At 67.2% G+C, this 23,803-nt stretch carries 20 protein-coding genes; 7 read left to right on the top strand and 13 right to left on the bottom strand.

Annotation, left to right across the window (positions count from 1 at the left end):
• Positions 1–89 precede the first annotated feature (89 nt).
• On the bottom strand, positions 90–1,043 hold the full coding sequence (locus R2733_01985; protein MEZ5375249.1) for a PD-(D/E)XK nuclease family protein: 954 nt from the start codon (positions 1,041–1,043) through the stop codon (positions 90–92).
• On the bottom strand, positions 1,040–1,867 hold the full coding sequence (locus tag R2733_01980; GenBank protein ID MEZ5375248.1) for a gamma-glutamyl-gamma-aminobutyrate hydrolase family protein: 828 nt from the start codon (positions 1,865–1,867) through the stop codon (positions 1,040–1,042). The genes R2733_01985 and R2733_01980 overlap by 4 nt, the downstream gene beginning before the upstream one ends.
• 33 nt (positions 1,868–1,900) lie before the next feature.
• On the opposite strand from R2733_01980, the gene R2733_01975 reads away from it, so the two are divergent.
• The 5 genes from R2733_01975 to purB all read left to right on the top strand — a co-directional run bounded on the left by R2733_01975 (position 1,901) and on the right by purB (position 5,242).
• Positions 1,901–2,650, top strand: coding sequence for an enoyl-CoA hydratase/isomerase family protein (locus R2733_01975; protein ID MEZ5375247.1), 750 nt, complete (start codon positions 1,901–1,903; stop codon positions 2,648–2,650).
• Between the two features lie 211 nt (positions 2,651–2,861).
• The gene (locus R2733_01970; protein ID MEZ5375246.1) at positions 2,862–3,203 is read left to right on the top strand and encodes a hypothetical protein; all 342 of its coding nucleotides are present in this window, start codon (positions 2,862–2,864) and stop codon (positions 3,201–3,203) included.
• A 23-nt stretch (positions 3,204–3,226) separates the two neighbouring features.
• Complete coding sequence (locus R2733_01965; GenBank protein MEZ5375245.1) at positions 3,227–3,460, top strand: hypothetical protein; 234 nt, start codon at positions 3,227–3,229, stop codon at positions 3,458–3,460.
• Positions 3,454–3,771 (top strand): type II toxin-antitoxin system PemK/MazF family toxin, encoded by a 318-nt coding sequence (locus tag R2733_01960; protein MEZ5375244.1) that lies wholly within the window; start codon positions 3,454–3,456, stop codon positions 3,769–3,771. Before R2733_01965 ends, R2733_01960 begins: the two co-directional genes overlap by 7 nt.
• Positions 3,772–3,856: 85 nt before the next feature.
• Positions 3,857–5,242, top strand: coding sequence for an adenylosuccinate lyase (gene purB, locus R2733_01955; GenBank protein ID MEZ5375243.1), 1,386 nt, complete (start codon positions 3,857–3,859; stop codon positions 5,240–5,242).
• 15 nt (positions 5,243–5,257) lie between these two features.
• Here purB and R2733_01950 read toward each other — a convergent pair whose 3' ends face one another.
• Genes R2733_01950 through R2733_01920 form a run of 7 tightly spaced genes read right to left on the bottom strand, consistent with a single transcriptional unit; the run spans position 5,258 to position 12,816 of the window.
• The gene (locus R2733_01950; protein ID MEZ5375242.1) at positions 5,258–6,004 is read right to left on the bottom strand and encodes a hypothetical protein; all 747 of its coding nucleotides are present in this window, start codon (positions 6,002–6,004) and stop codon (positions 5,258–5,260) included.
• The gene (locus tag R2733_01945) at positions 6,001–7,290 is read right to left on the bottom strand and encodes an FHA domain-containing protein (protein MEZ5375241.1); all 1,290 of its coding nucleotides are present in this window, start codon (positions 7,288–7,290) and stop codon (positions 6,001–6,003) included. The genes R2733_01950 and R2733_01945 overlap by 4 nt, the downstream gene beginning before the upstream one ends.
• A complete protein-coding gene (locus tag R2733_01940; protein MEZ5375240.1) occupies positions 7,283–8,029 on the bottom strand; it encodes a protein phosphatase 2C domain-containing protein in 747 nt (248 codons plus the stop codon). The genes R2733_01945 and R2733_01940 overlap by 8 nt, the downstream gene beginning before the upstream one ends.
• A complete protein-coding gene (locus tag R2733_01935; protein ID MEZ5375239.1) occupies positions 8,026–8,376 on the bottom strand; it encodes a hypothetical protein in 351 nt (116 codons plus the stop codon). Before R2733_01935 ends, R2733_01940 begins: the two co-directional genes overlap by 4 nt.
• Position 8,377: 1 nt before the next feature.
• The gene (locus tag R2733_01930; GenBank protein ID MEZ5375238.1) at positions 8,378–10,600 is read right to left on the bottom strand and encodes a transglutaminaseTgpA domain-containing protein; all 2,223 of its coding nucleotides are present in this window, start codon (positions 10,598–10,600) and stop codon (positions 8,378–8,380) included.
• The gene (locus R2733_01925) at positions 10,600–11,781 is read right to left on the bottom strand and encodes a DUF58 domain-containing protein (protein ID MEZ5375237.1); all 1,182 of its coding nucleotides are present in this window, start codon (positions 11,779–11,781) and stop codon (positions 10,600–10,602) included. Before R2733_01925 ends, R2733_01930 begins: the two co-directional genes overlap by 1 nt.
• Positions 11,782–11,784: 3 nt before the next feature.
• The gene (locus R2733_01920; GenBank protein MEZ5375236.1) at positions 11,785–12,816 is read right to left on the bottom strand and encodes a MoxR family ATPase; all 1,032 of its coding nucleotides are present in this window, start codon (positions 12,814–12,816) and stop codon (positions 11,785–11,787) included.
• 59 nt (positions 12,817–12,875) lie between these two features.
• On the opposite strand from R2733_01920, the gene R2733_01915 reads away from it, so the two are divergent.
• On the top strand, positions 12,876–13,343 hold the full coding sequence (locus tag R2733_01915; GenBank protein ID MEZ5375235.1) for a pyridoxamine 5'-phosphate oxidase family protein: 468 nt from the start codon (positions 12,876–12,878) through the stop codon (positions 13,341–13,343).
• A gap of 112 nt (positions 13,344–13,455) precedes the next feature.
• Here R2733_01915 and R2733_01910 read toward each other — a convergent pair whose 3' ends face one another.
• The 4 genes from R2733_01910 to R2733_01895 form a co-directional block, all read right to left on the bottom strand.
• Positions 13,456–13,800 (bottom strand): HNH endonuclease signature motif containing protein, encoded by a 345-nt coding sequence (locus R2733_01910; protein MEZ5375234.1) that lies wholly within the window; start codon positions 13,798–13,800, stop codon positions 13,456–13,458.
• Complete coding sequence (locus R2733_01905; GenBank protein MEZ5375233.1) at positions 13,686–15,209, bottom strand: hypothetical protein; 1,524 nt, start codon at positions 15,207–15,209, stop codon at positions 13,686–13,688. The genes R2733_01910 and R2733_01905 overlap by 115 nt, the downstream gene beginning before the upstream one ends.
• A 45-nt stretch (positions 15,210–15,254) precedes the next feature.
• On the bottom strand, positions 15,255–16,001 hold the full coding sequence (locus R2733_01900) for an SDR family NAD(P)-dependent oxidoreductase (protein ID MEZ5375232.1): 747 nt from the start codon (positions 15,999–16,001) through the stop codon (positions 15,255–15,257).
• Between the two features lie 79 nt (positions 16,002–16,080).
• Positions 16,081–22,311 (bottom strand): Ig-like domain-containing protein, encoded by a 6,231-nt coding sequence (locus tag R2733_01895; protein MEZ5375231.1) that lies wholly within the window; start codon positions 22,309–22,311, stop codon positions 16,081–16,083.
• A gap of 89 nt (positions 22,312–22,400) precedes the next feature.
• Between R2733_01895 and R2733_01890 the strand changes: the two genes are divergently transcribed.
• Complete coding sequence (locus R2733_01890) at positions 22,401–23,798, top strand: serine/threonine-protein kinase (protein ID MEZ5375230.1); 1,398 nt, start codon at positions 22,401–22,403, stop codon at positions 23,796–23,798.
• The last annotated feature ends 5 nt before the right edge of the window (positions 23,799–23,803 follow it).

Genomic DNA, 23,803 nt, shown 5'->3' with positions numbered 1-23,803 from the left:
GACGCGTTTGACGCACAGAACGAGTGTGACCGGGGGGCTGACGGGGCGTGGGCCAGCTTGCCTGACGGGCGGAGCGGCCGCGTGAGGGGTCAGAGATCGTCGTCGTCGAGGGAGCGGAGGAAGGCCTGACCTTCGTCGCACTCGCTGGCGAGTGGGCACCAGCGGCAACTGTGGCTGGGGATCCGGTTGGGCTCGCGGTCGCCGGACTCGATGGCGACATAGCGCTCGACCGCATCGGTGACCCGGCGGACGGTCGACCACAGCAGATCCTCGGTGACGTCTTCGGTCCGGGCCTGTCCGGCGTCGAGGTAGTAATTGACCAGCAGGCGGGGTGGGATCCCGAACCGGAGTGCCTCGAGCAGGGCGTAGAACCGCAGATCCTCCACGTGACTGCTGACGGGCTTGCCGGTCTTGAGGTCGATGATGACCTTGCCCGCCTGGTTGCCCCGCACCCGACCGAGGCTGAGGTCGATGGTGCCGGCGAGCACGATCTGGTCGTCGCACAGGTCGGCCCGCACCCGTGACTCGGCGACGGGCGCCCACTGTCGCTTGAGCGGCGGGAACGTGTCGACGAACGTGACCACGAAGTCGTTGACCCGACCGACCAGCTCCGCCCGTTCGCCTTCTGACAACGACACGAGCCAGTCGGCGATGTTGCGGCCGTCGGCGATCAGACGTTCCATGGCGTCGTCGACCAGGTCGAGCGGGGTCGGCTCGCCCCGCCGAGCCACCCACAGTTCGATGGCCTTGTGGGCGACCGTGCCGCGGGCCGAGGCGACGGTCCACTCGAAGTCCTCGTTCTCGGACGCAATGAAGCGGGACTCGCAGCCATGCAGCATCGAGAGCTTGTGTTTGGAGAGGTAGAGCGGGGGATCGGGGACCTGCTCGGCGAGGGGAGCGAGCACCGCCTCGATCTCGGCTCGCAGGTGATCGCGCAGATCGTCACGGAAGGTCGGCCGATCGGTCGACCCGAGCTGGTCGAGGACCTCCTGCTGCGCCGGGTTGAGCGAGGGAGCGACGGGGATCTGGTGCTGTTCGGTCATCGGTGCCAGCGTTGAGTTCGGCGCAGATCGCGGCGGGCGTCTGCCTGTAGCCGGGAATAGTCGACGAGCCATTCGAACAGCACATGATGTCCTTCGTCGGTCTGACGTTCCGGATGCCACTGAACGGCGACGAGGTTCTCGTCGGCCCATTCCATCGCTTCGACGGACCCGTCGAGCGCTCGACCGACGACCGCCAGCGGCTGGTCCTCGGCATCGACCGCGGCCTGATGGTGCATCGAGTTGGTCTCGATGTGGGTGGCGCCGCCGAAGATCAGCGAGACGGTCGAGTTCTTCTCCAGCTCGACCCGATGGCGGCGGCCGAGGAACTCCTCGGCGTCGGCCACCCGATCGCCGGTGTCGTTGGGCGGACGGTGCCACACCGAGGTGCCATGGATGTGCTGGTGCAGCAGTCCGCCGAGTCCGACGGTGGCGATCTGGAGTCCACGGCAGATGGCGAGAATCGGCTTGTGTTGCTCGAGCGCGGCGTGCAGGAGGGCGGTGTCGGAGTCGTCGGCTCGACGATCCCAATTGCGGGCGCCGTCGGGTTCGTGACCGTAATAGTCGGGGTCGACGTCGTCGCCACCGGTCAGTAGCAACCCGTCGAACTGCGCCATCACCACCCGGGCCCGGGCGAGTCGTTCGTCGTCGTCGGCTCCCTCGACCCACGGGACGAGCGCCGGGATCCCGCCGGCTTCGGTGACGGCATCGAGGTATTCGGGGTCGATCGTGTAGAGGTCGTGCTCGGGATGGATCCAAGTGTCGACGGTTCGGCGCCCGGGGGTGACGGCGATGAGCGGAGGTGCGCCGAGTGGAGCGGAGGTCACCCGCAAAGTGTGCCGGATTGGTAGGTTCGTCCGGTGACCTACACCGAGATCCAGTACGACGTCGCCGATGCGGTGGCGACCATCACCCTCGACCGACCCGATGCGCTCAACGCCATCACGCCGACGATGCTCGCCGAGCTGAATGCGGCCGCCGAGGCCGCCGCCGGCGACGCTTCGGTGCGAGTCGTGGTCTTCACCGGCAACGGCCGTGCCTTCAGCGCCGGTGTCGACCTGAAAGCGCTCGGCGAGCGGGAGCTCGTCGACGGCAAGGTTGGCGACATCCTCGATCTCCCGGCCCGCCAGCTCACGTCGACGCTGTCCACCATGCCCAAGCCGGTCATCGCCGCCGTCAACGGTTTCTGCTTCACCGGGGCCCTCGAACTGGCGCTGGCCTGCGATGTCATCGTTGCCGCCGACGAGGCCAAGTTCGGCGACACCCATGCCAAGTGGGGCCTCCGCCCGACCTGGGGCATGAGCCAGCGGCTCCCGGCGTTGGTCGGCCTGGCCCGGGCCCGCTACCTGTCCTACACCGCCCGCAACTTCACCGGTGCCGAGGCTGCCGCTTGGGGTTTGGCGGCAGTGTCCGTGCCGCGGGACGACCTCCGAGACACCGTGGCCGCTCTGGCCGACGAGATGAAGGAGAACAGCGCCGAGTCATTCGTCGCCTACAAGGACCTCTTCAACGCCGCCGAGCAGCTGGGCATCGAGGCTGGCCTCGCCTACGAGGCCGAGCACGACTACCCGTTCACCGACACCGACCAACGCCTGGCCGGCTTCCGGTAGCCGCTGCCTCGCCCCGCCCGCGAACGGCCGGCGATATTTCGGAGCGGAGCGAGGAAACTCGGGAAGTGAGCCCGTCCGAACGGCCGGCGATGTTTCGGAGCGGAGCGAGGAAACTCGGGAAGTGAGCGAAGCGAACGGCGCTGTCACACCCCATCGTCAGAATGGTGTCTGTGGGAAGCAGACCATTCAGACCAGGGGTAGGAGCATCGCAATGACATCCCTCGAATTCGCCGAGGCCGTCCGGTGCCTTTCGGGGGCCGCTCGTCGTGCGGGGTATCGGGCCCCGTCATTTCGTAGTCGCCCCCGGGGCAGCAATCGGCGGACCATCCGCCGTCGCAGCGACGGCTCGGCCACCGTCGCCGTCGCCCTTCGCCAGCGTCCGATGCCTGCCGTCCTCGGCGATCTCATCGACGGCATCATCGCCACCAACGATCTCACCGGTGAGCCCGCTGGTCTGCTTCGGGATCAGCTCTGGTCTGCCGTTCTGCCGGTCCTCGAGCACAGCAACGAACCGGCATCACTGCCGAGCAACGTCGTGCCGTTCGCCGCCTGAGAATACGTATGTATGATACGTATGTGCCGAACAAAACGATCAGCGTTCCCGACGACGTCCTACCGATCATCGAGACGCTCGGTGTTCCGTTCTCGACCTGGGTGGCCGATCAGTTGCGGCGTCACGCAGCATCGCAGCGTGGGTTGAGCCTTGCGCAACAATTGCTGGTCGACGCCGAGCTTGCGGCCGTCGCACCGCCGACCCGGGCCGAATCGTTGGCATCGTTGGAGCGAATGGACCGATCAGCGCCGTGGTAGTGCGCGGTGGTGTCTACTGGATCGATCTCGACAAGCGGCGGCCATGCGTGGTGGTTTCGGCCAGCGAGGTGCTCGAGGTCGCCGTGTGGCAGACCCATGTCGTGCCGCTCACCTCGAATGTTGCGCGCGCTGGTCTCGCCGGCAACGTGTTCCTTCCGTCGAGTGCCAGCGGGTTGCCCCAGGACTCGGTCGCTGTCCCGCTCGGACTCGAGTTGATCGACCGGTCGCTGCTCGGCGAGCAAGCGGGCCGCCTCGCTGGCGTGTTGCTCGAAGACATCGATGACGGGCTTCGGCTCGTTTTGGGCATCTGAGACCTCTCCACCACACCACCGTGGACGAAGCGATGCGTCGTTCTGGCAGCACATGGGGCGGCACGATCCTGCGTACCCTGTGGGTATGGAGCTCTCGACCCTCACTGCGATCGCGCCCATCGACGGCCGCTACGGCTCGAAGACCGAGGCGCTGCGCCCGATCTTCTCCGAATACGGCCTGATCCGGCATCGGGTGCTGGTCGAGGTGCGATGGCTGCAGGCGCTCGCCGCCTGGGACGCCATCGCCGAGGTGCCACCGTTCAGCCCAGCCACCAACGCCGAGCTCGACGCCATCGTCGACCAGTTCAGCGAGGCCGACGCCCAGCGGGTCAAGGACATCGAGCGAACGACGAACCACGATGTGAAGGCGGTCGAGTACTTCCTCAAGGAGCGCACCGAATCGAATCCTGAGCTGAAGGCGGTGTCGGAGTTCATCCATTTCGCCTGTACCTCGGAAGACATCAACAACCTGTCGTACGCCCTCATGGTGTCGGCCGGTCGAGACTCGGTCCTGCTCCCCGAACTCGATGCGGTCATCGATGGCCTCGCGGCGATGGCCACCGACTTCGCCGATGTCCCGCTGCTGTCACGCACACACGGTCAGGCGGCGTCACCGTCGACCGTTGGCAAGGAACTGGCCAACGTGGTGCACCGGCTCGGGCGCCAGCGGCGCCAGATCGCCGACACCGAGATCCTCGGCAAGATCAACGGCGCCGTCGGCAACTACAACGCCCACCTGGCCGCCTACCCCGACCTCGACTGGGCCGGGTTCGCCGAGGGGTTCGTCACCTCACTCGGCCTCACGTTCAACCCCTTCACCACCCAGATCGAGCCGCACGACTGGATCGCCGAGCTGTTCGACGCCGTCGCCCGGGCCAACACGATCCTGATCGACCTGTCCCGAGACATCTGGGGCTACATCTCCCTCGGCTATTTCCGCCAGCGAGTGGTGGCCGGCGAAGTCGGCTCGTCGACCATGCCGCACAAGGTCAACCCGATCGACTTCGAGAACGCCGAGGGCAATCTGGGGGTGGCCAACGCGTTGTTCGGTCACCTGGCCGCCAAGCTGCCCGTGTCACGATGGCAGCGCGACCTCACCGACTCGACCGTGCTGCGCAACCTTGGCGTCGGCTTCGCCCACACCAGCATTGCGATGTCGTCGCTGCTCAAGGGTCTTGGCAAGCTCGAGCTGAACGAGTCGGTGCTGGCCGACGACCTCGACGCCAACTGGGAAGTACTGGCGGAGCCGATCCAGACCGTGATGCGGCGCTACGGCGTCGACAAGCCCTACGAGAGGCTGAAGGAGCTCACGCGAGGACAACGCCTCGATCGTGCCGGCATGGTTGCCTTCGTCGACACCCTCGACATCCCGGAAGCCGAGAAGGACCGGCTCAAGGCGATGTCCCCGGCGTCCTATGTCGGTAGTGCCGCCGAGCAGACTCGATCGGTCGGCACCCACCTCGGTAGGTAGGACCGGCCGGCCCCGTCAGCGCTCGGCAGACGGGCTGCCGAGCAGGTCGAGATCGGCAAGGGTCACCAGGCCCGAGCTCACGGCGTGCTCGACCAACCGGGTCCGCCGGTCGGCCGCCACGTCGCCGAGTTCGCCGCGGAGTCCGCTGACGCCCGCCTTCGTGAGGCGCTCGCACACGTTGTCGAGCTTGCGGTTGAACCGGGTGATGGTCCAACCCAGCCGGAGCGCCGCCGCTCGATTCGACGGCAGTTCGATGGCGGCCTCGCCGGTCAACAGCGTGGGTTCGGCCATGGCGACGATCAGCTTGCGCTGGTCGACGGTGAGGGGCAGATCGGCGTGGCTGATCGTGGCCCCCTCGTCGCCGTCGCTGACACCGGCTTGGTCGCTCGAGCTCGACACCGTCGGGTCGAACCCGAGAAGCGTCAGTTCGAGCTCGTAGTTGAGCTTGCCGGCCTCGAATTGCACCACGGCTTCGGGGAAGCTGATCGCCAGCGAACGGCCGGGAGCGAGCTGCACTTGCGAGCGACTGGTCAGATCCTTGATCGTCAGCGGGATCCGGCTGCCGGTGTTGATCAACCACCAGGCACCGGAGCGGTGCTCGAACCGGCCGAGCAGGCGATGGAGGTACGGGTTGTCGTCGATCTCGATGGTGGCGGCGCGGCCGAAGTCGATCGAGCTGCTCTCGTCGAGCGCGTACTGCTCGCCGCAGAACTCGACCAGCAGGCTCGCCTGCGCGTTGGGCTCGAGCTCGGTGACGCTCACGACGCCGCCGCCTCGGAGGTCTCGTCGGCGTCGTCACCTCGACCGACGAAGCGGAACGACGAGGAGCCGAAGTACGCCGTCGCCCCGGGCTCGATCAGGTAAGGCGTGCCGGACACCAGGGCAATCGGTTGCGAGCCGTCGGCGGGGACCACCACAGTGCCGTTGTGCGATCCGACATCCTCGACGAACACCTCCCAGGCGCTGCACCGCACGGTGAGATGAGTGCGAGAAATGCGCTCGCCCTCGACAACGGCGGGGATCCACTGGTCGCCGCTGCGAGTCGGATTCCGTCCGATCATGACGTCGCCTGTCAAGGCGACTCGCCGACCGCCGTCGAACACGAGCGTTCCGAGCGACGGCCGGTCCACGAGCGTGACGCCATCGGGCCCGGCCGGCAGAAAGACGTCGCACACCTCACACGTCGTGCGGCTCGGCTGATTGGCATGCCCGGTCTTGCAGACTCGGGCCGGCACCGTCGGCACGCCGGTTGAGGGGTTGGTCGTCGGCACGGGAGCGTCGTCGACGGCAGCGCTCGGCTCCTGGATGTCGTCGCTCACTTGGATGGTCTCGATCGCTACGGACTCGATCAGTTCTGCCGCCTCGGCCGGGTCGAGCGTGTCCAGGGCGCGGTCGTCGTCGTTGTTGCCGTCGCCAAGGTTCGATGCGGACACTGCGTCTTCGAGTTGGTCGACGTAGGACATGAGCGCGCTGTCATCACCGACAGGATCCGCCGTCGTGGCCGGTTCGGCGATGGCGGACCGAGCGGTCGGGATCGAGATGGGGGTAGTCGTCGCCGGCGGCGCAGTACGAGCGAGCGATGTCGAGATGGCACCCCGCTGCTCGACCAACGCCGCTGTGAAGCCGCCGGCGTGCACGACACCGTCGAGCAACGACGTCCGCTCGTCGACACCTTCGGCTGCCGTCGTGATCGAGGCCGATCGGGGATTCCCCGGCGCTCGATGCTCCACCCACGTGCCGGAGCCGGCACCGGAGAGCATCGGCGCCGAGCGAAGGTCGGTGGTGAGTTCGAGGTCGCCGAAGACTCGGATCTCGATGCGCTCGGCCGCCGAGAGACAGGCGAACGCACAGACATCGAACCCTTGGTCGATGACGGCCTCGGCCAGCCGATCCCACGTCTCGTCCACGGGACCTTGGGTGAACGCATCGAGGAGGACCTTGACCCGATCGTCGGGTTCCGGCACGAACAACAGGGTGTGGTCCCGCCTCCCGATGAGACCACTGCCCGAAGCGAGGGCGACGGCGAGGGAAAAGCGTGCATCAGACATGGGACACCTCGGCCGGTTGAGCAGCGAAGTCGATGATCAGCGCGGTGGCGTTGTCGCGCCCCCCGGCTCGATCGGCCTGTGTCACGAGCTCGGACGCGCCCTGGCCGGCCGATCGGCCGTCGAGAGCGTCGACGATCTGGGCGTCGGTCAACTGCTTGAACACGCCATCGGTGAGCATGAGGAGGCGATCGCCAGCTTGGGGAGCGAGGGACGTCACATGAGGCACGTCGTTCCCATCGGCAGCACCTACGTACCTTGTGAGGGCATGCGTTCCAGCCACCGTGTGGTCGGTCGTCAGCTGGGTGAGCTCGCCATCTCGAAGGCGGTACACCCTCGAGTCGCCGACGCCGGCGATCGTGACGACGCCCTGCAACACGCGAGTGATCACCAAGGTCGTCCCGGCGTTCTCGAACCCTCGAGCGCAGGTCTGCATCCGCACCTGTGCGGAGACACTGCGGACCAGATCCGGCAACGATGAGATGCCGGCGGTTCCCGAGGTCGACAACACACCCTGGACTGCCGTGGTTGCCGCCATCCGCCCACCGGCGTGGCCACCCATGCCATCGGCGATCACGAACAGGTGCTGGTCGAGGTGCCCGAACGCATCCTCGTTCTCGGGACGGATGCGTCCGCTCGACGTGGCGGCGCCCCAATCCGACACACCGGTGACGGGTGCGATGGCGTAGCGACGAAGTTCGTCGAGGTCGGTGGCGCCGGTGATGGTGTCGTCGTCGCTCACCCGAACCCCACCAAAACGCCCAGGACCACGCCCAGTGCAATCGTTCCCGCCACCGCGGCGAGCTGCACGGCGCTGAGACCGGCTCGCTGCTCGAAGACGGTCGACGGCACCACCGCCAACGGCGGTGTCCAGCGGTCACCGACTGGAGGCATCGTCCAGCCGCCGGTGGGCGGTGCCTGCGTGATCGTGAGTTCATCGGCTCGATGCCCTCCCGTGGGTTGGCTTGTTCTCGGTAGCAGGGCCCCGGGTTGCAGGGAGTCGAGGATCTGACGGAGGTTCGTGCCGTCGATGGTGAGATCGTCGCTGTTGCTCATGTCGTTGCTCTTGCTCATGTCATCGTCGGTCACGTCATCGCCTGTTCGGTCGTGGTCGCAGGAGTGGGCGGGGGTCGGTCCGCATCGCCAGCCGTTGGCGGCGCGTCCTGGTCTGTCGGAGCGAGCCGAGGACGGTGGCGCATCGCTGCCAGGCATCGTCGGCCGTGTGGTCGTCGGGGCTTCGAGGGTGGAAGTTGGCCCGGTCGAGGTGATTGGCCAGCGCTCGGAGGTCCTCAGCTGCGGCGGCTGCGCTCGGCTCGGTGACCAGCAGCGAGGCAACGACCTCGTCGGGCGTGATCGATGCGGTCGTGCGAATGCCCGCCTCGGCGTAGCCGTCGAGCATCTCTTGCCATGCCCCGACGACCTGCTGTCGGGCCGTCCCTCGACGTCGGCGCTTGGTGCGCCGAACCTTGGCGGCGACGACGATCGATCCGAACAGCGTGAGGAGCGTCATCGGCACGCTGACGACGGTTGTTGCCACCACCGCTGCGGTCGGGATCGACGCGATGAAGCCGGATTGGTCGTCGGCCGCCGGCTCTTCGTCGAGTTCGTCCTCATCGGTCTCGGGACGTGCGACCACCTGATCGTCGGGCGGTGGGGGCGGAGGTGGCGGAGGATTGGGGATGGCGACGTCGGTGATCGTCACGCCCAATGACTCGTCCTGCGGTTCCCGGGCGCGATCGGGGGTCACATCGATCGGCACCCAACCGAACTCGACGGTCCGGATCTCGATCCAGGCAGCGATGTCGTCGGCGACGACCACCGCCGTGCCATCGACGTACCGGTCGGCCGGGATCCGATAGCCGACGACCACCCGGGCTGGCACTTCACCGACAGCAGCGAGGAGACCAGCCGCCGCGGCGTACTGCTCGGTGTACCCGACGACCCGGTCGGGGTCGGCGAGGAACTCGTCGAGTCGGGCAAGGTTGTGGCCGGGCCTGATGTCGTCGCCATGGTCGTAGAAGCCCTGTTGGGTGAAGCGATCCGCAAGCGCCACCGCTCTGGACGGGCCCGGAGCGATGCCTTCGAACAGATCCCCGGCCAGATTTCGCAGCTGCGGCGGCACGAGATCGAGCGTGGCCCCCTCGTCGGCCGGCGGAGCCTCGGCTGACATGAGATCGAGCGGTGCGGGTTCGGTCCGCGGTACCGACTGCAGTTCGACGCTCGACCCCGCGTCGACGCGCAGCGGCGCCGCCACCGTGCCCGTCGCACGGTTGAAGCGGAGTTCGCTCGCACTTGCTGCCTCGATGACTCGACCGGCGACGGGAACCCACAGCGTGGGTTCGGCGAACTCGATCCGGTAGGCGACCGCTTCGCCCTCCACGACCGGGTCGTCGGGATCGGAGGGGAATCGGCGATCGACCGGCTCGAACTCGGCGGGAGCACCCGGGCCTTCGTCGGCGACCGACCAGACCGTGCCGTTGTAGCTGGCGAGGACCGCGGTCGTCCACCGCGTAAGTGGAACGTCGGAGGTGACCGAGAAGACCGGTTGATCGCTGCGTCCCTCCTTGAGCGACGCCTTCACCGTGACCAGCGGGCTGGGCTCGGCCAGCGGATCCCACGGCCGTTCCCGATGGTCACGAAGATCGAAGCGTTCGTTGGCACCGGCGAACGGAAGGCGAGGCCCGAGGAGCGGTGCGGCGACCGCCAGCAACGCCGTCAACCCGACGGCGGACAGTCGTCGTGAGACCGTTCCCGAAGAATCCTCGCCACCCAAAGGCTCGATCACGGTCCAGAGGTGCATGAGGCCGAGCATCAGTGCACCAACAGCCATGACCACGCCCTGGAACAGGCTGAGTCGTGGCGTCTCGACCGACACCAGCGCCGTCGCCACCATCGCCGTGATCGGACCGATGATGGGAAGCATCGGCTGTGCTGCTCGTCTCGACAACTCGCCGCCGATCAGCATCGCCGACCATGCGACGGCGTAGGGCAGCACGGCCAGTTCGTGGGTCAAGGTGGCGGGCGGTGCGCTCGACAGCAGGTCGGCCCACCCGCCGATCAAACCGGCGAAGAAGTCTGGATACGAACCGCCGGTCACGATGACGCCTCCGACGCCGAACAGCACGACCGACAGCGCCACCGACTCCCCGACGTACAGCCGATAGTGCTTCGCCACGAGCAGGGCGATGAGCGCGACGATGGTCCCGGTGCAGGCCGGCAGCAGGAAGCCCCAGCCGTCGAGCGAACCGTGGAAGCCGAGGACGGCGACGATCACAAAGGCCGCGACGACGAGGAGCTGGGGAACTCGTCGCATCAGAGACTCGCGTTCCAGGCGGCCTGGAAGGACTCGAGTCGGTCGACGCTGAACGTCGTCGTCCCGGGGAGCCGCAACCCATCGGCGTCGGCACAACACCGAACGACGATCACGTGTGCTGACCGCTTCGCCTCTTCGACGATGGTCAGTAGCGACGCCGGTGGGCGAGCCCCGGTGACGATGACCAACACCGAGGTTGCCGGCGCGTGAGCGAGCGTGTGCCGAAGTCGTCGCTCGAGTGGGGCGTGGTCGATCGCCACGGTGGTGAGCACGTCGAGCGGAGGTTCGGATGTCCGATCATCGGCACTGCACACCAGACTGACGGGCTGCTGCGCCAGCTGGGTGTTGACGACGAGTGACGCCGCCACCTCGACCGCGAGCTCGAACCCATCGCCCTCAACTGCAGCGTCGACGGTGTCCGCTGTTGTTTCGCTGCGCCCCTCGCGATCGTCGGTCGGCATCAGGTCGTAGACGTCGTCGGTGTCGAGCAGGACGGTGAGCTGCGGCCGTCGGTTGTCCACGTAGTGGCGGACCATGAGCGTTCCGGTCCGAGCGGTCGACATCCAATGGACATGGCGGTGATCGTCGCCGAACGAGTACTCACGGATGGCGTGAAACGACACGTCGCCCGCTGGCGAGGTGTCGCTCGTCGGTCCCTCGAGATCTTTCGCGAACCCCACCGGAACCGGTCGGAGCGACACGACGCGTGGCTGCACCCACAGCTGATCGACCCCCGCCTGCTCGACCTCTCGGCGCATGAGACCGAGCGGATCGGCCTTGGCGATGACCGCTGGACCGACGTCGACGATGCCTCGACGTCGAGTGTCGAGCAGATGATCGACGCTTGTCGTGGCACCCGGCCCGAGGCCGGTGATGTCGATGGTCGTCCAACGCTCGCCGCTACGTTCCTCGACCCGGCGCGGGCCGACCGGCGTGCGGCCGGGGTTGGTGATGGTGAGCGTCGACGTCGCCGCCTCGCCGACGGTCACCCGATCATGGGAGAGCGCTCGCGTCACCTCGACACGATGACGGCCAATGACGAAGCCGACGGCGAACAACAACGCCAGCCCGCAGCCAGCGGCGCAGACCATGAGTTCGTTCCATCCGAGCAGCCACCCGGCCAGATAGCTGGCGAGGGCAAGAAACCCGATCGTCGACCCGGATCGAGTGAGAGGCGCCACGGTCTATCCAGCGCGAGCAGCGGTCGGGGCGTCGACCGATTCGAGAATCTGCTGCACCAGCGCGGCGGGATCGACGCGCTTCAGTTCGGCGTCGGGCGTGAGCAGGAGCCGGTGGGTCATGACGAAGGGAGCGACCGCCTTCACGTCGTCGGTCTTCACGAACTCACGCCCCTGTGATGCGGCGAGGCCTCGGCTGGCCTTCACCAGGGCGATTGCCCCTCGAGTCGACATGCCGAGGCGGAGCTCGCTGCGCTGTCGAGAAGCAGCGGCGAGGCGCACGATGTAGCGATGTAGCGTCTCGTCGACGTGCACTCGACCAGCGACCGCGATCATGTGCCGGACACCCTCAGTATCGAGCACGCTCGCCAGGGCGTCGGGCGTACGGTGCTGCGAGGCCAAGACGGCGACCTCGGCATCCTCGCTGGGGTAGCCGAGCGATGCCCGCATCAGGAATCGATCGAGCTGGGCCTCGGGCAGACGGTAGGTCCCGGCCTGCTCGACGGGATTCTGCGTTGCGATCACGACGAAGGGCCGCGGCACGGCGTGGCTCTCGTTGCCGATCGTGACCTGACGCTCCTCCATGACCTCGAGCAACGCGGCCTGGGTCTTCGGTGACGCTCGGTTGATCTCATCGGCGAGGACGACGTTGGCGAAGACCGGCCCCCGGTGGAGTTCGAAGCCCGAGTCCTGGCGATAGATCAGACCGCCGGTGACGTCCGACGGCAGCAGATCCGGGGTGAACTGGATCCGGCTCATCGACCCGCCGATCGACGCGGCGATCGACTTCGCCAGGACCGTCTTGCCGGTGCCGGGAACGTCCTCCAGGAGAAGGTGGCCCTCGGCGAGAAGGCAGATCAGCGCCATCGCCACCTGATCGCGCTTGCCCTTGATCACGAGCTCGACGTTGGCCAACGTCTGGTTGAACCACTCGGCGTAACCCTCGACCGTCTCGGCGTCGAGCACGTCGGTTGCGTCACCGCGATTCGCGCCGTCGTCGAAGATCCTGTTCTCGTCTTGCTCGTTTGCCGCAGCCACGTCATCTTTGTCGGATCAGTCTTGGACCGCCTGTAGAAAGAATGATCGCTGTGCCCCGTATGAAGCCCGATGACATGATCGACTTTCTCGATCAGCCGCATGTGGGGGTGCTCGCCACGCTGCGCTCCAATGGTCTGCCCTACACGGTGCCGGTGTGGTTCCTCCACGACGATGGATCGTTCTGGATCACCGGGACCTACGAGCGGGTCTGGTGCAAGCAGTTGTTCGCCGATCCTCGCGCCTCGCTCTGTGTCGAGGCGATGGCGCCGGTCGCTGGCCACGTTGGTGTCGACGGCACGGTGGTTCGCCATGAGCTGCCCGACTTCGACATCTGGCCGATCTCGCGACGACTGGTCGACAAATACGTGGCACCCGAGGGTCGGGAGGCCTTCTTCGCCAACATGCAGACGGAGCACCGGCTGCTGTTCGAGCTTCGCCCCGAGGTGACTCGGGCAATCGACATGCGGGTGTACCGCGGCAAGCGGGCCGACCGCGACTATCAAGCCCAGCAACGTGGCGAGAGCTGAACCTCGCTGACCCGCTCATGAGCTCGGGCGCGGCGGTGCCGGCCTCGAACGTCGGTTCGGGTCGGTGTGTGGTGTGGTGTGGCTGGCGTGCTGCTCTGGATGCGCCGGGGGGTTACTCGAGTTTGATGCCGGTGGGGAGGAAGAACCCGATGGTCCCGTCGGGCAGGGGTTCGCAGTAGAACTTGTTGCGGGTTTTGAGGTCGTGGTGGTAGCGGCACAGGCATTGGCCGTTGGTGAGGTCGGTGGGGCCGCCGTCGACGAAGGCTCGGAGGTGGTCGGCTTCGCAGTAGATGGCGTCGCGGTGACAGCCGGGGAACGTGCAGCAGCGGTCACGGAATTTGATCAGTTGTTTCTGGGTGGTGGTGAACAGGCGGCGGGACTGGCCGGCGTTGATGATGATGTTGGGTGCGGTGTAGACGATCCGGCGGATGCGGGCTTCGAACAGGTGTTGGAGCATGATCCGGAACGGGATCGGTGTGCCCGCAAGGTCTCGCAGCGTCGCATCGGATCGACCGCCGCTGCGGTGGACGGGCCGGCAGGAACCGGGTACGGCGGGTCCGGCAGCCGCAGCCCGCCGGACGTGGTGCCAGTCGCAGTGTTGGTGGAGGTCGTGGGGTTGGTGGCGTGCGCGGTGGTGGCAGCGTCGCTTCCGGCAGCGTCGGACCCGGTGGCTGTGTTGGCGCCAGAGGCAGCGTGGTCGTTGCGGGCGGGCGCTGACACCACGGATCTACCACTGTCGGCGCCGGCGTCGTGCGGGGCCGTGTGGCCGCTCGCCCCGCTACCAGCCGCCGATGCGGCAGCTTCTTCCCGGGCGGCGGTGGCCGTGGAACCAGCGGTGCCTTCGTGAGCGGCAGTATTCTTGGAGGCAGCACCGTTCGCAGCAGCAGCGGCCCCGCCGTCGGTGCCCGTGGCGGGGCCGGTGTCGGGGGCCCAGTCGCCGAGGTCGGCATGCAGCATCTGGGCGATGAACTCCGACAGACTCAACACATCGAGGCCGAAGATGATCGACGGCTCCGGGCGTTGCGCCCCCTCGGGCGTGGATGACCCGTCGATCACCAGTGACACCAGCGCATCCAGGCGACGTTGCCGATCACTGCGCCGCAGCATCGACTTGGTGATCACTTCACCCGGCGCTGCTTCCGCCACCGCTTTCGCCCAATCGGCGTCGAAGAACTCCGCTGCCCGCTTCGACACCAGCTGATCGAAGATCTCACCGTTCACCGGATCGAGCCGTCCGGCGAGATGGAAGTTGCCGTCCAGGTCTTTCGACGACTGGTAGAACCGGCGCTCTAGATTCAACAAATACTTCTCGTACGCCCCATCGGGATCGGCGAGCGACAACCATTTCTGGCAGACCAAACCGAACTTCTGCGGCGGCAGACTGCAGGCGGCGTCGCACAGCATCTCCTCGTCCCGATACAGCAGATCTTCGAGCTTGGGATTGTTCCGCCACAACTCCCCGAGATGGTCGAGGTGGTAGCCGGTGATCTTGCCGTCCTCATGCGCCAGATAGAAGCGGGCGAACGCCACCTCAGTCTCGGACCGGCGGATCATCCGATGCGCATGCGCTGGGGTGACCTTCGCCCGATGCGCCAACCATGCCCCCGTCGACCTCGAACCGAGATGGCGGCCCACACCACGCCGATGCGCGGCGAGTGCGAGCTGCCCGGTCTGGGTCTCGAGGTGCTCGGCGGCGTTGGCCATCACCAACAACAGGTCGGCCATCTCATCGGCCGACAGATCCTCCACATTGTTCATGGAGGAGAACGTGAGGAGCTGGTTCGCCAGTTGGGCGACATAGGGCGTGGACGGATCAGCAGTGATCCGCCCGTTCTCACCCGCATCCTTCGCCGACCCGAAACCCATGCAAACAGTATGACGAGGGAGTATGACACGCCTCGACGAGGCCGTTCAGATCTGGAGGCCGCTCGTTGCTCCGCCGTCGACGAGGATGTTGGCTCCGGAAACGAAACTCGCTTGGGGACTGGCGATGAACACGACGACGTTGGCGACCTCCTCGGGACTGCCGAGCCGGCGGAACGGGTTCTCCCGCACGATCGCCTGCCACAGCTTGCCGTCTTCCTCGCGTGCTCGGTCCCAGGTGCCTCCGGGGAAGATGATGTCGCCGGGTGAGACCACGTTCGCCCGGATGCCCCGGCGGGCGACCTCTCGCGACAGCGACTTGATCATGCTCACCGTTGCCGCCTTCACCGCGGCATAGGCGGGGATGCGTGGGGCGGCGACGCTTGCGGCCCGGGAGCCGATGCACACGATGTTGGCGTCGGTGTGGTCGTCCATGTGTTCGAGCGCCGATCGGATGAGTGCGTCGGCGCCGATGAGGTCGACTGCTGCCGAAGCCTTCCAGTCGGGACCGGCGGCGGCCGACACGTTGGAGATCACGATGTCGACGCCGCCGAGGGTGTCGACCGCCCACTGCACGAACTCGGCTGGCGCGCCCTCGTCGCCCGTGTCGGCGACGGCGTGGTGGATCTCGCCGTGGGACGAAAGCTCATCGGCGGCCGCTTGGAGACCCGCGAGATCGCGGGCGCAGATGGCGACCCGAGCTCCCTCGTCAAGGAACGCCCGGGCGATGGCGAAGCCGATGCCCTTGCTCCCGCCGGTGACGATGACACGCTTTCCTGTGAGTCCGAGATCCATGGCGACACGCTAGACGCCGAGTGCTGTGGCAGCCGCTTCCTTGCAGCGGCGGCGAGCGCCGCAGACTGGCCGATGGTGGCTACCAGGTCATGGTGTTGGACAGCGTCTGTCCACGGACCGGGTCGGTGACCGAAGTCCAGACCTGGCGACCGGGATACCCCATGTGGCATGGGTCGGCCGAGAGCGAGCCGCTGCCGTCGGAGGTGAGGCTCACCGTCTTGAACCGACCGTCGACGCTGTCGTAGCAGCTCACGCTCACGCCGGTGTTCGGCGTCAGGTTGCGAGCCTCGACGTGCATGTACTGGCAGTTGCCGCTCACACAGTTCGCTCCGGTGTACGTCCCGCCACGGCTGAGGGCCAGTGTGACCGGGGGTTGGATCGGAGTGAACGTGGTCGAGCCGCTCGGACTGCAACCGACCGCATTGCAGGCCACCACGGCAACGGTGTAGGTGGTGCCGTTGGTGAGGCCGCTGTACGGCTGGCTCCGGACCCCGGCGCCGACGGTCAGCGTCGATCCTGGCGACAGCGTGATCTGGTAGCTCGTGATGGCGGTGCCGCCGGCCGACGATGGCGTCGACCAGTTGACCTGGCCGGTGCCGTCGCCGGCCGAGGCGTTCACTGCGACCGGCGCACTGGGCGGACCCCACGTGGTGGCCGACACGGTGGGACTGTAGGGGCTGCAGCCCACGTCGTTGCAGGCCCGTACCCGTACGTCGTAGGTGGAGCTGTCGGCGAGGCCGGTGATCGTGTGTCCTGTCGCGCCGCCGACGAGCGGTGCGCCGCCGTTCACCGAGATCTCATGGCGAGTGATTGGTGCGCCGTTCGAGTAGGCCCCGCCCCAGGCCGCCGTCAGCTGTCCGATGGCCGTCGGCGTGAGGCTCGAGATGGTGGGTGCGGTGGGCGGTCCAGCGGGCGTGACGGCGGTCGAGGAGCTGCTCCACAGGCCAGGGCCCTCCTCGTTCCATGCCTGGACGTCGAAGCGGTAGCTCGTGCCGTTGCTCAGGCCGGTGAACACGTAGGAGTTCGTGGCGCCGGTGGTTTGGACCAACGTGCCATTGGCTCGTATCGAGTAGCTCGAGATGGCACATCCCTGGTCGGCTGGTGCCGTCCACGACACCGTGACCTGACCATCTCCCCGTACCACCGTCGGCGCCGTGGCCGCATCAGGAACCGAGCAGGGGACGACGGGCGTCGACCATGCACTCCAGGCACCGGGGTCGGGATCGCGGTTCGAGGCACGCACCCGGAACTGTTGGGGCTGGCCGTTGGTGAGGCTGGCCCAGCGGTAGTCGGTCGTGCTGGCTCCGGCGATCGACACGATCTGGTTGGTGCTCTGGATCTGGAGTTCGTAGGTCGAGACCGGGTCGCCGTTGTTGTTCGGTGCCGTCCAGTCCACGTCGAGGTAGCGGTTGCCCCGGGTCACGATGGGCGCCGCCGGCGCAGCGGGCTCGCTGAGTGGATGCTCGCTGGTCGACCAGTTCGACCAGTCGGAGCTGCCCGCGGCGTTCACTGCCGCCACGCGGAACTGGTACTCGGTGCCGTTCGTCAGTCCGCGCCAGGTGTAGGGCGAGGAGCCGACCGAGATGATCTGGTTCGCCCCGCCCCCGATCTCGATCTGATAGACGGTGATCGGACTGCCGGTGTTGGCGGGCGGGGTCCACTCGACCCGGAGTTCACCATTGCCAAACGTGGCGGTCGGTGTTGCCGGTTGGTCGGGAACGGTGTCGGGCCGAACGTTCAGGGACCACGGGCTCCACTCGCCCCATCCCGCTGCGTTGTGCGCCTGCAGGCGGAACTCGTAGTCGATGCCGTTGCGAAGTCCGCTGAACGTGTGGCTGTTCTGTGCACCGAGGTCGATGCTCGACACGCCGTTCGTGCTACGGGCCTCGACACGGTACGCGTCGATGGGAGCACCGTTGGCCGGTGGTGCGGTCCACACGAGGGTGGCGGTGGCGTTGTCGGCGTTGGCTGCCGGGGTCGTCGGTGTCCCCGGTCGACCGACGACGTCGACCGTCACCTGGCCGACGGACTCACGATCGGCCGAACCGGCGGCATCGCGGACGGTGTACGTGAAGCTCGTGGTCCCGAAGAAGCTGGACTGGGGAGTGAAGACCACGGCCCCGTCGGTCAAGGTCGACGTGCCGTTCGGGCCGGCGCCGACCGAGACCACGGTGAGGCCGCGACCCAGAGGGTCGACGTCGTTGGTCAGCAGCTCGATCGTGACCGGTGCGCCTTGGTGGGTCGTGGCGTGATCGGCGATCGCCCGAGGTGGTGCAGCATTCACGGGAGTGACGGTGATCGTGAGACGAGACGACACGGACTCGCCATCGGGGTCGGTCGCCGTGACGTCGAGTTGGTGGGTGGTGCCGGCACCGTCGATCGGAGCCTGCAGGATGACGGTCCCACCGGACAGGGTGGCGCCAAGCGGGTTCGATTGGAGTGAGAACCGGAGGGGATCGCCGTCAGGATCATCCACGAGCGACGACAGATCGAACGGAACGACACTGCCGGCCTCGACCTCGAGCGAGCCCGGTTGCGCGATCGGTGCACGGTTGTCGGGCGGCTCGACGGTGATTCGCACCGATCCGGCGACGAGGTGGCCCGCCCGATCGTCGGCTCGGTAGGAGAAGGTCGCGGTGCCGGTGAAGCCGGTGCTCGGGATGAAGCGGACGTCGAGCGTGTTCGCCGCCGAGCGCACCACTTCGGCGACGCCACCCGTTACGTTCTCACAGCAGACGAAGAAGAGCTCGTCACCGTCCGGATCGCTGGCGCTCGCAGCGAGGCTCAGCACCAGCGGCGTGTCGTGCGGTGTGCTGGTGGCGACGGGAGCAAGCGAGGGCGCCTCGTTGGCGACGACGACAACACTGACGATCGCTTCATCGCTCAGGCCGTCGGCATCGGTGACGCGATACCGCACCTGTGTCGACTGCTGCCCGACGTCGATCGTCAGCTGGCCGGCGACAACCCGCGCCGCGGGGTCGAGCGAGGTGAGCGTCAGGGCAGAGACCTCACCGTCGGGATCACGATCATTCGCAACGACGTCGACCGTGACTCGTTGATTGCCGCGAACCGGGCCGGCGAGATCGTCGACTGCGATCGGCGGCATCGGCTCGGGCTCGGGCCGCACCACGACGATCACCGTGCCGGTGTCGCGGTTGCCGTGTCCGTCGGCGATCTCGTAGACGAACGACAACTCGGTCGGCTGCGTGACGTTCGGCGGGGTGAAGAAGACGGTGGCGCCGCGCTGGTCGATCGTGCCACGCGAGGGCTTGCCGATGAAGGTCAACGTCAGTGTGTCCCCGTCGGGGTCATGGTCGTTGGCGAGGATGTCGAGGGTCGATGGTGCATCCACGTCGAAGCGGTCGTCGTTGGCTGATGGTGGCCGGTTCTGGGTCGCGATCGGGGTGACCCCGACCTGCACCGAACCGATCGAGCGGGCACCGGCGGTGTCCACGATCACGTAGGCGAAGCGGTCGGTGCCGGTGAACCCGTCGGCGGGGGAGTAGACGATGGTCGAACCGTCGACGACGGCAGAGCCGCGCGCCGGCTGCGCCGAGATGCTCTCGATCGTGATCGGATCGCCGTCGGGGTCGCTGTCGTTGACGAGCACACCGAGGGTGATCGGCCGTCCCTCGACCGTGCGCCCGATGTCGGAGCGGGCCGTCGGCGGGCGATTGGGCTCGGTGGGGTCGATGATGCGGACGTCGACGATCGAGGCGGCGGTGGCGCCATCGATGTCGGTGACGTCGTAGCCGAAACGGAATCCCGTGGTCGCCGTCGGAGCGACGGTGATGACGATGGACTGGCTGTCCGGCCCGAGCTCGTAGGTCACGTTCTCGTCCGACGGAGGCAGTCGGATCACCGAAAGCGACCCGCCTTCGGGATCGAAGTCATTGAGTAGCACCGGAATGACGGTGCTGCGGCCCGGTCGCAGCTCGATCATGTCGGGCCGCACGATGGGCGGTTGGTTGGAGACGGCGACATCGGCCACCGAGACGACGACCACCGTTGCGGCGGGCTCGGCGATGCCGTCGGAGATGGCGTACCGGAAGGTCACTCGAGGCGCAGCGTTGGTCTCGACCGTGACGCGAAAGCCGATTCCCGGGACCGGTTCGATGGTGAGCCCGGGCGCGCCGGACCACTCGACGATGTCGACGACGTCGCCGTTCGGGTCGCCGTCGTTGTCGAGTACGTACACGAGGCGGGTGCCGCCCATCGGAATCGACACGTCGTCGCGAATCGCCACCGGCGGCTGGTTCGTTTCGGCCGGGCTGACATCGACCCGGATCTGCGCGGTGTCGTTGTTCTGTCCGTCCGATGCGAGGTAGTCGAACAGGTACGTGCCGGGCTCGTCGGGTACGAAGGAGAACGCTCCGTCGCTCGTCATATGCACGGCGGCCGAAATTGAGTCATCACCGCCATGGCCCTGGGGGCCGCGGGTCTGGGTGGGCTGGCGAGCGACGATGAGCGGATCGTTGTCCGGGTCGGCGTCGTTGTCGAGCACGTTGATCCGGGCCGGGTTGCCAACGCTCGTGACGACCGAGTCGTTGCGAGCGTCCGGAGGGCTGTTCGCACCGGCCAGCCGGATGTTGACGACGATGCGGCCCTCGGCGGTGGCACCGAAGTCGTCGGCGACGACGTAGGTCAGGTCGATCCGACCCTGTTGCGAAGCCGCGTCCGGTGTGAAGGTCACATGACCGGATGGATCGAACACGATCCTTCCGTCGTCGTTGCCGTCGGTGCCGCCCACGCTGATGAGTGTGAGCGCATCACCGTCGGGGTCACGATCGTTGCCGAGTACATCGAGCGAGACAGCTGAGCCGGCACGAGCGGTGGCCACATCGGTCACCGGTTCCGGTGGCTGGTTGGATACCTCGGAGGCGATCGAGACGTCGACGGTGACGAGGGCAGTGGCGACGCCGCCTCGTCCGTCATCGATCGTGTAGCGGAACGAGATTCGGCCGGCGAAACCCGCTCGTGGTGTGACCTGGACGGCATCGCGTGACGGCGTGATCCAGACATGGGCGTCGCTGGTGTCGACCAGCTCGACACCAGCCACGAGGAGCACGTCGCCGTCAGGATCCTCGTCGTTGTCGAGTACCCGCACCACGACCGGCCGGTCGACTCTCGTGTTCGCGGTGTCGTCGCGGGCGACGGGTGGGTCATTCTCGTCGTCATCGTCCTGCTGGTCGGCCTCGATCATCTGGACGTCGTCGGCGTCAGGGTTGAGGCGCACTTCCTCGATGCCGCCGTCGTTCTCGACCGTCGCATCGGACTCCTCGACCTCTTCGTCGGCCAGCGCAGCGCCCCAGTCGTCGATGCGGCTCAACGGTGCGTCGGCGCTGATGATCCAGGCGCCGCCGGTGTCGAGGTCGTTGATCCAGACCCAGCCGTTCACGACTCGCAACCGCAGTTCACCCGTCGCTCCTTCGATCGGCATGGTCTCGGCGCCATCATCGCCGCAGCTTCGGACGAGGGTCGGACCCTCGACGATGGCGAAGACACAGCCGTCGTGATTGACCGGTTCACTCGTTGCGCTCGGCAGGTCGAACGAACGCGTCGACCCGCCATCGCTCAGGACGAAGGCGCGCAGTGTCGTGTCGACGGCGACGATCGAGCCGTCGGGTCCCGGTTGCTGGAGGGTGTACGGGCCAACGCCCGGGCGGTGGGTCTGATCTCGACCGATCACGACGAGGTCGTCGCCGATGGCGGCGATGACGTCGTGCCCGGCAAGGGAGAGTGCGGTCGGACGATCGGCGACGGTCAGCCGATCGGCCTCGACGCCGTCGACATAGCGGGCGATCGACATCGTGTCGGTGTCGAACACGGCGACGATGTCGGGACCGACGGCGACGAGTCCGTTCGAACCCGTGACGAGGGGTGGGACCTCGGCGAGGTCGGTGATCGACGCGAGATCGTCGGTCAAGAGCCGCCAGATCCGCAGCGGTGACCGCTGTGCGACGACGATGCCGCCGTGGATCGCCCGCACGTCTGCACCCGCGGGGACGGCCAGGTCACCTTGCATCTGGTTCGTGCGGCTGTCGAGCAGCATGACCCCACCACGAGATCGGTCGTGGACGACGATCACGTCGCTCGACTGGTCGACATCGATGTCGGTTCCTGGCTCGGCGACGCGTACGGCAGCCGACACCTCGAGCACCTCACGGTTGAGATGGCCGACGGCACCGGCATCCCGTTTCAACAACCACGCGCCGCCGTCATTCGAGGCGGACTCGCTCCCGGTTCGCCCTTCCGCTCGTGTCGCCGCCCACGAAACGCCACTCAGCAAGAGCGCGACGATGAGCAGCACTCCGCCACTCCGCCAATGCCGCGCCGATACGCCCATACCTGCTCATCGGAGGTGGTCGCGACCGGCTTGAGGAACTCAAGGGCCACCCGGTGCGGGTCGAAGTACCCGACGTGAACCTCGCAGTACCAGGCTTCGACATCGTCGAGCGCATCGGATCCGGCGGGTTCAGTCGCGTCTTTCGGGCGACGCAGCGCGACCTCGGTCGTGACGTGGCATTGAAGGTCCTGTCGGTCGACATGGAGACCGCCGCACAGCGAGGTTCGTTCGAGAGGGAATGCAAGGCGATGGGTGCGCTCGCCCATCACCCGTCGATCGTATCGGTCTTTGCTGCGGCCTTCAGCGAGGACGGTCGTCCGTGCATCGTCATGGAGTACTTCGCCGCCGGAACGCTCGCCGATCGGGTCGAGGCCGACGGTCGGCTCGACATCAATGCTGCGCTACAGGCCGGCATCGAGGTGGCGGGCGCACTCCAGACGGCACACGATCACGGCGTCGTGCATCGCGATATCAAGCCGAGCAACCTGTTCGTGTCGGCGTTCGGCGGAGCGGTCCTCGGGGACTTCGGGATCGCAAGCGTCGATGATGAGCGGACGGTCACCGGTGGCGGTGGGCTGACGGTCCATTACGCACCACCCGAACTCATCGAGGGCGAACCGGCGTCGATCGCCTCCGACATCTATTCGCTGGCGGCCACGCTCTTCACGTTGGTGTCGGGTGACAAGCCCTTTCCCAGGGGACCGGGTCAGAGCACGGCCGATCTGGCCCGGCGAATCCTGCTGGAGCCGACACCGGTGCTCGGCGACGATGCGCCACCGCCCCTGGTGTCGTTGTTGGAACGAGCGATGGCCAAGCGTCCCGATCGGCGGCCCTCCTCTGCGGCGGCGTTCGGCTACGAGCTCCAGCAGGTCCAAGTCGATCTCGGGTACCGGCCGACGCCACTGATCGCCGTCGGACACGAGCCGATCGGGCAATTGCGATCGGTCGCCGACCCAACGGACAACGTGATGGGCGGGGGAGTGGTGGGCTTGCCGCCACGTAGGTCGACGTCGTGGCCAGCGGCGTGGTCGGGGTCGGGCAGTCGCCGTCTCACCGCCGCTGCGCTGGCTGCGCTCGCGCTGACCGCTCTCGGGTCGACCGCCGTGGCCCTCGGACGGCGAGACGCCGACGCCGCCGTCGATCGCAACGACGCCACGGCGACCGTCGAACAGCAACTGCCCGACCAGTTCTTCGAACTCCCGAGCGTCCCGACCGACGTACGCGTCGAGGATGATGCCAACGGTCGATCCACCGTCTCGTGGGACGCCGGCGAAGGACGTGTGGCCGTCGCCTACCAGATCGAGATCGTGGGCTCCGGAGCGGTGGTCGAGACGAGCGAGACGAGTGCCGTTCTGGAGACGGACTCGCCATCAGTGTGCGTGGTGGTGCGGGCGGTGGGTGATGGAGGCCGGTTGTCGGCGGACAGCGAACCGGTCTGCCGGGCGGACTGACTGGC

This window comes from Acidimicrobiales bacterium (genome assembly GCA_041394265.1).
In the GTDB taxonomy this organism is placed as follows: Bacteria; Actinomycetota; Acidimicrobiia; order Acidimicrobiales; family SZUA-35; genus JBBQUN01.
The sequence above is the reverse complement of the archived record's forward strand: the minus strand, read 5'-3'. Positions and strand labels throughout refer to the sequence as shown.